The sequence below is a fragment of the Candidatus Uabimicrobium amorphum genome, assembly GCF_009002475.1.
Taxonomy (GTDB): Bacteria; Planctomycetota; Uabimicrobiia; order Uabimicrobiales; family Uabimicrobiaceae; genus Uabimicrobium; species Uabimicrobium amorphum.
The window spans coordinates 7,745,658-7,759,831 of sequence record NZ_AP019860.1 but is presented as its reverse complement, the minus strand read 5'-3'; the positions used below and the strand labels follow the sequence as shown (position 1 = coordinate 7,759,831).

Annotated in this window: 13 protein-coding genes; 11 read left to right on the top strand and 2 right to left on the bottom strand. The window is 36.7% G+C overall.

What is annotated here, in order from left to right:
* Positions 1-25: 25 nt before the first annotated feature.
* The 11 genes from UABAM_RS27105 (at position 26) to UABAM_RS27055 (ending at position 12,098) form a co-directional block, all read left to right on the top strand.
* Positions 26-712, top strand: a complete 687-nt coding sequence (locus UABAM_RS27105) for an ATP-binding protein (RefSeq protein WP_173013605.1) — start codon at positions 26-28, stop codon at positions 710-712.
* 56 nt (positions 713-768) lie between these two features.
* Positions 769-2,922, top strand: coding sequence for a type IV secretory system conjugative DNA transfer family protein (locus UABAM_RS27100; RefSeq protein ID WP_173013604.1), 2,154 nt, complete (start codon positions 769-771; stop codon positions 2,920-2,922).
* 184 nt (positions 2,923-3,106) lie between these two features.
* Positions 3,107-3,301: a hypothetical protein gene (locus UABAM_RS27095; RefSeq protein ID WP_151971121.1), complete on the top strand. Its 195-nt coding sequence runs from the start codon at positions 3,107-3,109 to the stop codon at positions 3,299-3,301.
* A 78-nt stretch (positions 3,302-3,379) separates the two neighbouring features.
* Positions 3,380-4,024, top strand: coding sequence for a hypothetical protein (locus tag UABAM_RS27090; protein WP_151971120.1), 645 nt, complete (start codon positions 3,380-3,382; stop codon positions 4,022-4,024).
* 121 nt (positions 4,025-4,145) lie between these two features.
* Positions 4,146-5,732 carry a hypothetical protein gene (locus UABAM_RS27085; RefSeq protein WP_151971119.1) on the top strand — a complete coding sequence of 529 codons (1,587 nt, stop codon included), beginning with the start codon at positions 4,146-4,148 and terminating at the stop codon, positions 5,730-5,732.
* A gap of 285 nt (positions 5,733-6,017) precedes the next feature.
* A complete protein-coding gene (locus UABAM_RS27080) occupies positions 6,018-7,688 on the top strand; it encodes a recombinase family protein (RefSeq protein WP_151971118.1) in 1,671 nt (556 codons plus the stop codon).
* 418 nt (positions 7,689-8,106) lie between these two features.
* Positions 8,107-9,060 carry a PD-(D/E)XK nuclease family protein gene (locus tag UABAM_RS27075; protein ID WP_151971117.1) on the top strand — a complete coding sequence of 318 codons (954 nt, stop codon included), beginning with the start codon at positions 8,107-8,109 and terminating at the stop codon, positions 9,058-9,060.
* The gene (locus UABAM_RS27070; protein WP_151971116.1) at positions 9,051-9,890 is read left to right on the top strand and encodes a hypothetical protein; all 840 of its coding nucleotides are present in this window, start codon (positions 9,051-9,053) and stop codon (positions 9,888-9,890) included. The genes UABAM_RS27075 and UABAM_RS27070 overlap by 10 nt, the downstream gene beginning before the upstream one ends.
* Positions 9,891-9,928: 38 nt before the next feature.
* Positions 9,929-10,765 carry an ArdC family protein gene (locus UABAM_RS27065; protein WP_229759310.1) on the top strand — a complete coding sequence of 279 codons (837 nt, stop codon included), beginning with the start codon at positions 9,929-9,931 and terminating at the stop codon, positions 10,763-10,765.
* Between the two features lie 66 nt (positions 10,766-10,831).
* Positions 10,832-11,404, top strand: coding sequence for an HD domain-containing protein (locus UABAM_RS27060; protein ID WP_229759439.1), 573 nt, complete (start codon positions 10,832-10,834; stop codon positions 11,402-11,404).
* Positions 11,376-12,098, top strand: a complete 723-nt coding sequence (locus tag UABAM_RS27055; protein ID WP_151971114.1) for a hypothetical protein — start codon at positions 11,376-11,378, stop codon at positions 12,096-12,098. Before UABAM_RS27060 ends, UABAM_RS27055 begins: the two co-directional genes overlap by 29 nt.
* On the opposite strand, the gene UABAM_RS27050 is transcribed toward UABAM_RS27055, so the two are convergent.
* Both UABAM_RS27050 and UABAM_RS27045 read right to left on the bottom strand, forming a co-directional pair.
* Positions 12,095-13,216 carry a class I SAM-dependent methyltransferase gene (locus UABAM_RS27050; RefSeq protein WP_151971113.1) on the bottom strand — a complete coding sequence of 374 codons (1,122 nt, stop codon included), beginning with the start codon at positions 13,214-13,216 and terminating at the stop codon, positions 12,095-12,097. The two genes, UABAM_RS27055 and UABAM_RS27050, sit on opposite strands and share 4 nt — an antisense overlap.
* Before the next feature lie 151 nt (positions 13,217-13,367).
* Entirely contained in the window at positions 13,368-13,940 is a 573-nt protein-coding gene (locus tag UABAM_RS27045) for a recombinase family protein (protein ID WP_151971112.1), read from the bottom strand.
* Between the last annotated feature and the right edge of the window lie 234 nt (positions 13,941-14,174).

The window sequence follows — 14,174 nt, the reverse complement described above, 5'->3', positions numbered from 1 at the left end:
CAACACAGGGGTTCTACATTCGCAGGTGTACTATCCAAATTTCGATTTAAGTTCCATTGCATATTGTAAATGTTCTATTGGAGCACAACTATTTGCCAAATGGTGTCAGAGTAACAAAGTTCAAGAATCTATAAGAAATAAACGACTACAAGAAGTTGAGAGAGCCTTAAAATTCTCTAATATTCCGCAGCAGTGGCAGGATAAAAGCTTTTCCAACTTACGCGGATGTCAGCACATCAAGCAACTGTTGCATGATTACCTGGAGAATTTTTATAAAAAAAAGATAGGGATTTACCTGTGGTCCATAGACTCACGTACTGGCAAGACACATGTATCTATTGCCTTGTGCAAAAAGATTATGGATCGCTACGTCGTACCAGCGATATTCATTACAGAAGAAGAAATGTATACACGCATTCGCAGTTGTTTTGATAACCACTCGAGTAGTGAAGAGGTAACAATCAACAAGTTCAAAAAAATCAATTGCTTATTTATTGATGACTTAGGTGCCACAAAAATTACCAAGTGGAAATTAGAAATACTGACAGGTATTCTCAACTTTCGCCTTATGAATTGTAAGCCTACATTCTTTACCAGCAATTACTCTATTGACCAATATCAAAAGAAAATTGCCCAAGTTTGCGACCGACCACAGCGAATACCAATGCGCATTCGCGAGATGGCAGACATCATACATATGACCAAATCCTAACTATGACGTACTTCTACAAAATAAAAATCGCTAACCACAATCAAAGTCCATTAGTTATGGAGCAAGTACTGTCTGTATTACATGGAATCAATGAAAAGACGAGCTTCGAAGTTTGGAGCCGTAAAGGAGAAATGTTCTTTGCTTTTCATACAAAGAGAAAAAAGCTCATCAAGGATCTGCTGGAGATGCATTATCCAGGTGTGTTCATCGAGAGTAAACCTGACATTCTGCAATCTGATATGGAGTTTTTATCTTGTGATTTAAAACTAAATGAAAATGCGATCTTTCCCATACGGCGCTATTCGCAAACAGCGGATCACTTTAATCGTGGTTGGGTCAATCCGTTTAATACTATTCTTCCTGTGATGCAACAAATCCGGAAAGATGAATTGCTTGGCTTACAAGTGATCTTTGCTCCAGGTACAACCACCTGGTATCAAAGAGCCAATGATATCTTACAAATTCACCAATTTTTGTCATCGCTGTGGTTGTTTGAACGTTGTTTACAAAGTAAAAACTTTTTCATTTTCCTGTGTGACAATTTATGGTTACTGAGAATCATCATGGTCATTATCAGTAGAAAATCACCAAGGTTTCTGCGAGAAGATCAAATAGATCATCGTAACCATAATCGTGAATCTATATACAGTGCTGCCCAATCTAAATTGTCCCAACTTACGTTTGTGGTAAATATTCGCTTACTCCACAGTAAAAATCAAGATTCGCCAAAAATACTTCACAACTTGGCAGGTTGTTTTACTCAATTCAATTTACCTGACTTCAATTCATTTACCGCTGGAAATGCAAAGACATTGAGTGGGAGAAATACTCGTAACAGAAAGCTTTACAGAAAAAATGTTGTTCTATCAGTAGAAGAACTGGCTGGCATTCTTTCGCTGCCAAGTGCGAAAGAAACAGAAGAGATTCGCCATTTGCAAAAATCGAGATTTAGAGTGTTACAAGGCGATTTTAAATGTAAAAATGGCATTCATATTGGAAATACACTGAATGATAAACCTGTACGCATTGAAGGCCGAAATACAGCTATTATCGGACGTAGCGGTAGTGGAAAAAGTACAGCTGCATTGAATATGATTTACAATTTTATTCAAAGAAATGAAGGTTTCGCTGTGGTGGATCCTCATGGAGAACTTATTGAAGCAGTTGCAGGTATTATTCCACTTGATAAACATTGTATCCTGATAGATCCCGCAGACGAAGAATTTCCTATTGCATTCAATGTTTTACACTCTTCGCGTGAATTAGCAGCGCAGGTAGTCTCTGGTGTTGGTGATACACTAAGCCGTATTTTTAGTGATAGTTGGGGAAGGCGTACAGATTACTTTTTACGTCATGCTCTCTATTGCCTTTGCATTGCGCAAAAATCAATCTTGGGCATACCACAATTGTTTTTAAATGCTGCTTTTCGCAAGCAATGCATCGCTCAACTATCAGATCCCATTGCTATTGCTTTTTGGAAAAATGAATACCGGACCATGTCTCCCAAAGCCAGACGCGATGCGATAGATCCAATTTTAAATAAAGTTGGTCGTTTCATGCAAGTGCCAGCTCTACGTAATATCTTGGGGCAAAAAGAAAACCGTATCGATTTTCAAGACATCATGAATAGCAACAAAATCTTGCTCATCAATTTATCTAAAGGTCTGTTAGGTGAAGACAATGCTGCTCTCTTGGGAAGTTTCTTTATTTCTCGTTTACAAATAGCCGCTTTGGAACGCACCAAAATCAAACACAAAAACAGAATGCCATTTCATTTGGTGGTAGATGAAGTACAAAATTTTAAAGCATCCATACAGTCGCTAGCCACAATTTTATCGGAAGGTCGCAAATTTAAAGTTCAACTGACAGCAATCTTTCAACACCTAAGCCAATTAAATCCAATATTAGTAGATTCCATACTAGCAAATGCTATAAATCTGATTTCCTACAATGTAAATCATAAAGATGCACAGGTATTGAGCCCTTACTTTAGAGAGATCACACACGATGACCTTATAAATTTACCGCCCTATCACGCATATTTACGTATGATATACGAAAAGCACAACAACGTTTGTACTTTCCGCAATATCTCTATTCCACAACACAAATATAAAACAAAAAGTACTACGCGAAAATATAGCCGTCCACGTAAAGAAGTAGAAAAAGAGATCAGCAAATTTTTTCGCAATACATTCCCTATCCCTTAATAACCAAACATGGTTTGCATTTTTACCTACACTCTGACGAACAATAAACAAATTCGCATCATTTCCTTAAGCTGTTGTGCGGCAAACAAGACATTGTTTCGCCTCTACCCACAGGCTGATGTAAAGCACCTGGCCATCACAATTCGCATAAAATTTCCCCAACCCATATTTTAACCCAATTTATATGAGCACTTCGATTATCTACGTCAATGCCAACGCGCAACCTTCGCAAAAATTCGTTCACGATAGTCTCGAATCATTTTACAAAGAGTTTTGTGAAGAGAAATCCATCATCAAAGAAATTCGTCTTACCGTTACTGAAAACCCAAACCAACAAAAGATATTGCATGACATTATCTGCGACAGTGAAAACTTATAAATTTTAATCCCAATAGCTATGAAAACATTTGCATTAACGCCCAAAAGAAGAAAACTTGTAAAGCTTTTAGGACTTACCATGATAAGTGCTAAGATGCTTGTTCAAGGAGGTATTTTCTACACACAAAACGGTAATAAAAAAACATTGTTGCGTAATGCGCAAAAAACTTTGCAAGAGTTGTTGGAAGCAAAATACATAGATTACAAACGCTACCCAATTCTCGAAACAGGAAAGTATCGCCGATTTTATTTTTTACCAGATCATGTAAAGATGGGCTTCGACTATAAAGACTCCCACATGATCCATGAAGGACTGATAGAGCATGATCAACTCACAGCCTTGTTTCTTGTACATTTGTTTCGTTGCTGCGATAAACAAGGAATATCAGTAAAGTGGTATCCTCCATTCGAGATAGAAACAAAAACAACAGATGGTGCTGTTACTTTAGCTAAAGATGGCAAAATTTATCAGACATTTATTCTCGAATCCGATACTGGTACACATGACTACAAAGAAATCCGCCAGAAATATGAAGAGTACATCAAATGCTTGGAAAATCATCCACAACGCAAGGTACTATTTCTTGTAAAGGGTACAAAACGTCGTGACAATCTACGTAACCTTCTCAAAAAGATGCTTCAAGACTCTCATCACCAAAAATATATAAAGCAAATCGCATTTATATGCCCACTTGAAATCCCGCCACAGGCGAAGTTCTTTTAGGTAAACACTTTTACCTCCGTTTAGAGGTACGTTACAAAACACATGTAGATGTATATCTACACCAATTATTGTTTTTCAATACACGTAGCGTAGAACACAGCATTGGTGTGTTGCTAAGTGTATGCCCATTTATCCTTTAATCTATCTACATATGCTATTTGACAGAGTCATTCCACCATTATCAGAAAACATCCAATCATCAGAAACCAAGCTACCCGATTTAAACCAGCTAGCAGAAATGCCTTCAGATTATCTAATCCAACAGCGTATTGAAAATCTACGAGAAAAAATAGATAAAAGTTTCGAAGAGGTTCTTGAATTGAAAAGACTAGAAAATAAATATGGTAATAAAGAAATCGGTCATAAAAGTGCTCCCACAAAAACACAGCATTTTATCTCGGCATTAGAAGAGAAAAGAACTGGAATATACAAAAATCAGCAGTACGATGGAGAAAACTCTTTAGATACTCAATGTAGTGTAAACAGATACTACATGAGCCTCTTCAACAAGAGTTATCTTAATGTAAAGTCGTTTGTTGTATTATCTAAAGAAAGTAAGCCTTTGTATGTACAAACAGAAAGTGGCAAAAGCAAACAACTAACTATTTTCGATTTATTTGCTACCAATAACCGTAAGCTCGGATTTGAGGAGTACTTGGCGATGATTTGGGATACCGATGAAAATACAGCAAAAGCGAAATTACAAAATATTTCATCAAGTCATGCATGGCAATTAAAAAAAGAGTGGCAATCTTATCTTGACGATATCAGGACATCCCGCCAATCTCCCTACCAAAAACTCTTAATTCTTTGCAAAGATATCATCACATCACCTATTTTTAAAGACATGCAAAAACTGGAAGAGGATACATACTTGGTTCGCCAGAAATATCGCATGCGTTTTACTGACAAAACCGCTGTATTTACTATCCCAATGAGCGAATTTGAGGGGATTCCTCAAAATGTAAGTGCCTTAAATCCAACACATATTTCTTTTGCTATGGTCTTGCCAAAATGTGCCCAAGAGAAAAAACGTTTTTTTCGCAAAGGTGGCTGTTTAAACGAACTAATTAACTTTGTTGCTTTTACTGGTTACGAATTGCCTGAGAAATGGTGCAATTTCTTACAACAGTTAAAAGATAACCAATTTATGCGGATATACCACGAGAATTTAGAATATGGCGGTAAGAGACAAATACGTGGTTATTTTATCAATATAAAAGATGTTACTCGACAAACAGAAAAAGGCCGAAGTGCATATCCAAAAGAATACTTATATCGCCTTTTGCGAAAGCAACTACAGCAAGAGAACTGCATCGTAAAGGAAGTAAGCCATTTACATGAAGGTTATCCTGAGTGGATGAGAAAAATAGGTGGTTTACTGGTTGAGGAAAAACATGGCTTGGTAATGGAACAAACGCTTATTGTTGTTGATCCATCACTACCACAAACAACAAAGCACCAAAAACTTTTGTTACCATCGTATCACTTGCAAAATTCACATTTCCCAGTAGAGCAATTTCGGACTGCATATGTAAATGAACTAAGACAATCCTACCAACATAATCCTAAATTATTCGAGCAATATGCCTTCAACGTTTGTCGTAGTATTGCGGTATTAAAATGTTCTTGTAAAGGTAGTCACAACGATTGCTGCACAGTTCCTGTTCTCCACAAAGTATTTCGTAAAATATATAACCAGCAGTAAAGATACTCAGTTTCTTTTCTATGTTCTCAATTAGGTCATAACTAACATTTATCCGTTTATTTAATATCCATGATACATTCTCAAAGCAACTCCCAAAATAGTTCCAGTAAATTTACTCATGAAGAATTTCGCTCATTCTTCATGAGACTTGCTAAAATCATCAAAAAGCTTGACGATCATAGCAAAAAAGATCAGAATGACGATGCGTAACTATAATCGTTGATTTTTGCGGATTTCCGCTACGAAGTGGGGCAACTTCTAACTTTCAAATATCTGTAAAGATCAATGATAGTTACGCAAAGAAGTTGTCCCATTTTGTTATATGTTAATTTTAGATTTATGAAAAAGTATGTTGGTTATATTCGTGTATCAAATAAAGAACATGATACATCCATTCCTGCCCAGGAGTTAAAACTTAGGGAATATGTATTGCAGCATAACATTGACCTTGTAGAAATATATGTAGAGGAAAAAAGTGCGTTCAAAAAATCAGACCGTAAGGAATTTAAAAAGGCGATGAGGCATTTAGAACAAGACGAGATCCAAGGAATTGTTTTTCATAAGGTAGATAGAAGTGCACGGAACATGAAGGACTTTGCCATACTGGAAAACTTCTTTGATAGAAAAGATATTCGTGTAATTGAGGGAGAGTTTGATACATCTTCTGCTCAGGGAAGATTCCAATTTCGTATCTTCTGTAGTATGGCAGTATGGTACTCTGAAAATCTTTCTGAGGAAGTTACTACCAAGATGACGCAAAGATTACGTAATGGATATTACCCTGCAAACCCTCCTTTTGGTTATCGTAAAGGAATCAAAGGTAAAGATAAAGATTGGAAGAAGAAATATCCCAATCATAATGCACGGTATGTGCGTGAAATATACGAACTTTATGACTCTGGGGCTCATACCTACAACTCCCTTGCTGCTAAAATGCGACTAAAAGGAGCAAAAAACTCCAATGGTGGTAAATTCAACAAACGTCTTGTTGAAAGGATTCTAACGAATCCTTTTTACTACGGACAAATAAAATGGACTCGACGGGCAACAGGCAAAGAACTGTACTTTGAAGGTAACCATAAGCCATTAATTTCAAAACAACTTTTTGAAAGTGTAAAAGACAGAAGAGAAGGTCGAACGGTTGCAAAAGGTGGTTATGGTAAATTAACATACTCACGGATGTTTACCTGCAAATGTGAACGTTACCTGTGTCCAGAGAAGCCTACAGGAAGAAATGGTAAACGAAAACATGTATATCTGCGTTGCCACAATAAAAATTGCGACTTTTCATCTATTCGTGAGGATCATTTAGAGAATTTAATCGTTAATGAATTTGAGAAATACCAGATAAAACCGAAGGCCCTAGAAGGATATAAGGCTGTTATAAATGATATGAACGAAATGGTTGTGGAAGAAAATGAATATATGAGAAAAGAACTCAATATGAGACTGGCACAAATAGAAAAAGAAATCGCCAGAGTACAAAAAGGATATCTCGACGAGTTATTTAACGCTAAAGAAGCAAAAGAAATGCGTACTAATCTTCAGTTGGAAAGAACTACACTTTTCGAAAAACTCAACAAGGAGTCGAACGCGCTGGATGAAGCACTTTTTAAAACAACACAAGATTTTCTCGAAACATTCGCAAAGCTCTCTAGTAACTACAAAAATGCATGTATTGATTTGAAGAGAGAAATTCTAGAATTTTTGTTTTCGAAACACTCTATACAAGGAGGAAACCTCTTACTAGAGCCAAAACCTATCGTTAAAGAAATTACTTTTATGTCAAAGTCGACAAATGGCTGGGGCGACAATACTAAGTCCGAAACATTATCGGCTTTCAAAAGATCGTTTTTGTCCCTCGCGAAATTTATTCAGGAGAATAATTTATCAGGCGTGATTCAAAGACTCGTAAAAGAAATCCATTATCTTAGTACCTCTCCGTTATATACATAATAAAATGAATTTTGTTATGGTGTTTTGAGAAATGAAGCCACTTAAGAGTATTCTAGATCCATAACAAATTTTCTATAGCATTTTCTGGTGAATTAAATTTTATCAAGGAGATGCTCATGTCAAACACTCAATATTATTGCCCCATCTGTCATTCACACAGTGGTTGCTTTGAACACTGTTTTGACAAAATGTATTTGTACTATCTAAAACATTTTCCCCAATCAACACCTGCACTCGAAATTTACAACCGTAATCCAAATTGCAAATCTGAGAAAGCCAATTTCAGCAGTGAAAATCCATTGAAACCCTTAAAAGAAACTGACACTTCTTAGCTTTGAGAAATTCGCCTTTACAAAGGTGAAAATTTTCTTATGCATCCTTTTATGAACCTATTTCTAATAACACGAAAGGAGTGTGTATGCAGTTGTCCATGTCTGAGCTGAAGCAATACATTCGATGTCCAAGAAGCTACAAATTACAAGAAGTTGACGGTGTCGAAATGAAATATACCTGTTTATCTTCGCTTCGAGTAAAAGTCTTGAGCAAAGCAATGTATCAAATTCATTGTGAAGATAAAAAGCCTTGCGACTACAGCAAGGAACACATTGCTACTATTTGTAAAAGCTTATGGTTGCGCGAAATCAACGAAGCCAATATCAATCCTGACGAATTGAATGCGATAATCGTTCAAGAAAAGTCTGCAACGAAAAAACGTGAAGCTATTCCTGCAATCACAAAAGCTGATCGCATACTGGACAATATCACTACGTGGATATTTGAGTATTCGCGTGAAGAAGTCGATGTAGAGGTACTTTACAACAATGTTTACTTTCAAACAACTATTGGTGATTGTCAACTAGTGGGATGGATCGACCAGATTCGTTGTGTAAATGGTGAGCTACAACTGTTGATTTTCAATTCATCGAAGCAAGCACCAAATACGCAGTTTTTGGATCATGATTTTTCACTACGGATGTACATACATGCTATTAGGCACGGTAGCCTTTTCCCAACATACCCAGACTTAACAAACGAAGTAAAACTGGAAGGAATGCCACATGTATTCGTGTACTACTTTCCTTATTTAGAAAGATGCCAACGTAAAAACCGCAAGCATAAAAAGGGGGAACGCAAAGGAAATCCTCTAATCGAGATTAAAGTTGATACACAGCAACTTATAGACTTCGAATATGAAGTGGCGTACACAATTTCAGGTATCGAAAGTGAATACTATCCGAAAATGCCACGTGCAATTGCAGGATGTTCACTTTGTCCTTATAGCGATGCTTGCAAGGATGTAGATCGTCTTTTTACTGATGTATCTTTCAATGTTGAAGAACTTGAAGAAAGAGAGGAAAGTTCATGCAAATAGCTACATTACAAACTTTACGCGAGCAGCGTTTGCCAGATGAAACGCTAAACGAAACCTGGAGAAGACTCAAGCGACAAGGGGCTTTTGACTCTCCCGTTTCGCAAAACGAAAACTCTTACGATGAGGATATTGTTATTGCCAGATATAAACTTCTTCAGCCTTCTTGTCAGATCGAAGGAGCGACACCTGGTTGTTTTTTGAATACCGTTACCCAGGAAGAAGTGGAAAAACTCGAAAATGTAGTATTTCTAAGCAGGCAATACAGTCGTAGCTTATTTGCAAACGGCGACTTCTCCGGTCGAAAAACCTGTTGGTCGTGGAATGGTTATACTCCAGCAATAGAACAAATACGACTCAAAACGGGTAAAGAGCCACGAGATTTGGTCTGCGCAAACCGCGATGAAAACGGCAAATTGATTTTTGTTTGTCCTTTTGCACAGTGGCGCGATGAGTTCGATCAACCTGATCCTTCAGGAACAAAACCACCAACATGTAAAACATCAATTTCTTTTCTTGGATTGGATCTCGTAAAACAAATGCCTTTCTGGATTGTGTTCCATGGGAGTTCTTTACCAATTGTAAAGTCGTATTTACGTGTAATTGATTACAAATGCGTAGAAGCACGAAGACAAAATCGCGAATTGCACATGTATCACTTTAAAACCACGATTTATCTGAAGCAACAAACAACCTCAAAAGGACGCTTTTATGTTGTTCATTTTGATGACAAACAGGAAGTCACAAATAGCGCACAAATTGCTTCTATCAAGCAAGCTCATGACTATTTCGTAGGTAAGTTTTCCAATAATCCAGGGCAAGATCTACAGTAAAATTTGGGGCTTTGGCTCCAGTCATTTAGGAGGCTATTATGACCACAAAATCAGCTATGTCTCGCGCGCAAATACAGCAACAAAAAGTAAAATCGACATTGAACACAATTGTAAACCTATTCAAAAATGGCGATGTTCCCAAAGCTATATCAATAGCAGTGTTTCCACCATACGCAAATATTCCATCTACATCATGGTCTTTAGCAAACAGGCTCATCATGATAAGTAATGATACAAACGATTCTCGTGGTTTTCGCCAATGGCAAAAAATTAGACGCAAAGTGAAAAAAGGTGCAAAGTGTTTTTATATTATTTCTCCAAAAATGGTTAAGAAAACAATTGATAAGGTAAATAAAACCACTGGTGAAACTGAGACCATCGAAAAAAAGATTATTGTTGGTTATATACCTGTTCCTGTGTTTGCTGTGGAAAATACCGATGGAGAAAAATTGGAATATGAACCAATTGAATTACCAAAACTACCTTTGTTTGATAAAGCAAAAGAATGGGGCATATCGGTTTGTGGAGTCAACTTCATGGGATTGTACTATGGGTCCTATGAACAAAGAGGAAGTAGAGAAACAATACGCCTGGCTACGCCATCTGAAAAGACATGGTTTCATGAATTGTCGCACGCGGCACACTCAAGAGTTGTTAAGAATCTCAAGCGCGGACAAGATCCGTACCAAGAGATTGTGGCTGAACTTTCAGCCCAAGTTCTTGCTCAATTAGTTGGCACACAAGTAGAGTCATCTTTGGGGAATTCGTATAAATACATTAAACACTATGCGGATGAGATGAATCAGACCGTTGAAAGAGGTTGTTTAAGTGTTATTTCAGATGTAGAGAAGGTTTTAAATTTAATTTTGCAATAACAAAACGTATTTTACAATAACTTCCCAATGTGCTAACGTTCTTTGTATAAAGTGTTATTCTTGATTATGCAAATAACAAAGTTTGTTGAAAAAGTATTCGCAGGCAAATTCCGCAAAACAGGAGAGCCTTATGTTACTCATCTGCATGCGGTCCATGATATTTTACTTGAAGCAGGTGTAGAAGATCAATACATACTAGATGCAGCTCTGCTTCACGATGTCTTGGAAGATACATCTATTACCAAAGAGTGCATAGAGCAAAATTTTGGCAAAGTGGTTACCCAGATGGTAATAACACTTTCTAAAGAGCCTATGTGGCACACATCGTACTGTAAATTTAAAAGTTATTTATACTCATTGGAGAGCTGCGCCATGTATTATCCAGAAGTTATACTCATAAAAATGGCAGATCGGCTTCATAACTTAATGACGATTGAAGTTTTTGATTTTCAAAAACAAGTAGAATATATCGAGGAAACAGAGTATTACCTTTTCCCTGTATTTAGAAAAGCGATGCACTTTGCACCTTGTAAAAAGCCTTTCATGATTATTTTTCGCCAACTGGAACGAGAAATAAAACACATAAAAAATTATATTTTAATACCTCAAAATGAAAAACACCCCCAAGGAGTTAGCTGAAATCATAGGGATTAGCGAAACAGCACTTGAAGTTTATTTGTTTGTTCTACAGCATGGAGAATTGCCCGAAGAAAAAATTCAAGTTCTTTCAAATATGTCTTCACAAGAAGTCCAAGATGCCATAAAGGAACTGAGTGATCACCAGCTTATTTCTCAAAAAAACAATCCACAAATGTTTTTTGCGAAAACTATCCTGCAAATGCAAGCAGGTATAGAGAAACAGCAGCAACTGGTAAAAGATATTAAAAATTTTGTGTGGCCATCGCTACAAAACCAGGACAATAAAAGATTCTTTCAGTTCTCAGGTTGGGATGCGATTAAACAAGTATATATGGAGCTTTTACAAGAAGCGCGTAAAACGCAGCTACACTTCATTGCCTTTGAAAATAATTTGGTCAATAGCAAACTAGGAAAAGACTTTGTTGATAAATATGTTAATTTGAGAACCAAATATGAAATTACAGCTCATGTAATATGCCCAAAAAATTTAGAGGATGAATCTTACAAAAAAAATTACAAAAACAAATACACAAAGATCAAGTTGATAAAGAATCTTGATATAGATGAAAACGTAGTAATTGTAGGTAATTCTATCATGTCATTTTCACCAAACACTCTTGATGGTAACTTCCACCGCAATTCGTCCAAAGCTAACACCTGGCGCTCTATTTTCTGGCACTTATGGAATGATTAAATAGGATACTTCTGTCGCCACAAAATCGTCTTTTTTTTCTCTGCTACAATATCCGTTGTTTTTGGAAAAAGTAAGCATTCTTGTTCCTTCTGCTTCAAATAAGGAATGATGTCATCAATTGAGTTTCCGGCAAATAAATTGACAATTTTTTCAGATGAGCCTATCTCTTTCTCATATAGCCCAAGGTTTTTTATACCGCTGGGAGCAAATGTTACAGTACTTTCATTTTCCACCAGCCCTACAGATTCCAATTCTTGTCGATGTTTGCCATTGCATGGTATATAACGAATATGATAGGGGAATCCACTACTTTGAATATCTGTAAAATCAGTGAGTAGCATATGATCATTTTCGCCTTCGAGAATTCCCATCTCATGCAAAATATGGTAGGTTTTGAGACGTGCTACATAGTAAAAGTTACCAATTCCTTCACTAAAAGGGATTTCTTCCACAAATACACCTTGCTTTGTGAGCAATTTTTTTACGCTATGATACAAATTATTTCTTACATCTCTTAATGAATCCACATTCGAAAAATCACAAATCTCAGATGTTACCATCCACATAGCGAAAATAGCATCAAACTGCACATCTATATTCTGGGCAACTTCGGTAAAGTCGCCTGGTACAAACTGTAGTTTTACCCCATCAATAATTTGACTGCGTGTTCCATAACAGCGCGCTACTTTTTCGCGTACATGTTCCACATGTTCTGTGAGGAGATCATTTAAATAAATTTCTTTTATTTGTAACTGTTTTGCGATTTCAATTGCAGCAATCGAAGTCCTTCCCTGCCCCTCGCCCATAAAAAAGACTTTATTTGATTTTTGACGTGTAGTTTGCCCTACAAGATGAATTGCTGACCGGAAAAACTCTGCGAGTAGACGGATATGTACAAGTAAGTTGGTAAACCCGTGTTTTTCCAAATCAAAACCAATATAGTTTCCAGCAACAATTGTCTTTTGATAGTACTCTTTAGATACTTTATCATGAAAGATAACCTGTGCAGCTTTACGTAGATTATCATTGTTTAGATTATGATAAATGTTACCACGATTTACTGTGAGTTGCAGTTCTTCCTCTTCAAAGGGCTTGTGATGGTCGATATTGTTGTGCAAAAGATGTGATAAAAAATTTAAAGGAGAGCATAATAATACAGTTTCACGAAAAGTCAATAGAATTATAGCACAGAAGATATTCCTACTGTGGAGAACTGTCGAAAAATGTTGGAGATAAATCCGTCAGTTTCGAATCGAAACTGAGCTCAATTTATGAACTGCTTTTTGCTGCCTTGTGCTCTGCGAGATATCGATAGAAAGTTCTTTTGGCTATACCTAAACGCTTACAAAATTCAGTCACAGGTGTTTTATTCTCTTCATATAACTGTAGAGCTATTTCGAAAGTTTGTTTGTCGATGACTTTCTTCCGACCACCTTTACGACCTCTTGCACGAGCAGCTCTTAAACCTACTTGTGTACGTTCCCGAATTAAATTGCGCTCAAGTTCTGCGAATGCAGCCGTTATGTGAAAGAAAAATTGCCCTGTGGGGGTACTTGTATCAATAGCTTCACTTATACTTTTAAATAGTACCTGCTTTTCTTTAAGTTCATTTACAAACTCAATTAACTGCCGAACAGATCTTCCCAGTCGATCTAGCCGATAAACAACAAGAGTATCACCTGGACGTAAATACTCTAAAGCTTCATTCAAAGCCTTACGATCTTTTTTTACACCACTGACATGTTCTTGAAATATTTTTTCACAACCTGCTTTTTCCAAAGCATCAATTTGTCCATCCAGCGACTGGTCGTCAGTCGAGACGCGAGCGTAACCTATAAACATTTTGCCTACCTGTGCCATTTCTCATAAAAGCTAATTATATATGACTCTTTGTTTTTGGCATGAATTTTAGCACACATTTCAATTACATTCAAGGTCAAAAACGGAAATTGAGGATGGTGTGCCAAAAACCCCGGTTTGTGGCATATTGAAAATTGAAAATTTAATGTTATGAAAATAAAACTCGGGTGATAATTACTAATATTCAAAGAAAATAACAAGATGAGATGTAACTTG

What these genes read in the sequence shown, in the direction of transcription:
- UABAM_RS27100 (WP_173013604.1), top strand. Translation starts at nt 769, where the DNA reads ATGGAGCAAGTACTGTCTGTATTACATGGAATCAATGAAAAGACGAGC.
- UABAM_RS27095 (WP_151971121.1), top strand. Translation starts at nt 3,107, where the DNA reads ATGAGCACTTCGATTATCTACGTCAATGCCAACGCGCAACCTTCGCAA.
- UABAM_RS27090 (WP_151971120.1), top strand. Translation starts at nt 3,380, where the DNA reads ATGATAAGTGCTAAGATGCTTGTTCAAGGAGGTATTTTCTACACACAA.
- UABAM_RS27085 (WP_151971119.1), top strand. Translation starts at nt 4,146, where the DNA reads ATGCCCATTTATCCTTTAATCTATCTACATATGCTATTTGACAGAGTC.
- UABAM_RS27080 (WP_151971118.1), top strand. Translation starts at nt 6,018, where the DNA reads ATGATAGTTACGCAAAGAAGTTGTCCCATTTTGTTATATGTTAATTTT.
- UABAM_RS27075 (WP_151971117.1), top strand. Translation starts at nt 8,107, where the DNA reads ATGCAGTTGTCCATGTCTGAGCTGAAGCAATACATTCGATGTCCAAGA.
- UABAM_RS27070 (WP_151971116.1), top strand. Translation starts at nt 9,051, where the DNA reads ATGCAAATAGCTACATTACAAACTTTACGCGAGCAGCGTTTGCCAGAT.
- UABAM_RS27065 (WP_229759310.1), top strand. Translation starts at nt 9,929, where the DNA reads ATGACCACAAAATCAGCTATGTCTCGCGCGCAAATACAGCAACAAAAA.
- UABAM_RS27060 (WP_229759439.1), top strand. Translation starts at nt 10,832, where the DNA reads ATGCAAATAACAAAGTTTGTTGAAAAAGTATTCGCAGGCAAATTCCGC.
- UABAM_RS27055 (WP_151971114.1), top strand. Translation starts at nt 11,376, where the DNA reads ATGAAAAACACCCCCAAGGAGTTAGCTGAAATCATAGGGATTAGCGAA.
- UABAM_RS27045 (WP_151971112.1), bottom strand. Translation starts at nt 13,940, where the DNA reads ATGTTTATAGGTTACGCTCGCGTCTCGACTGACGACCAGTCGCTGGAT.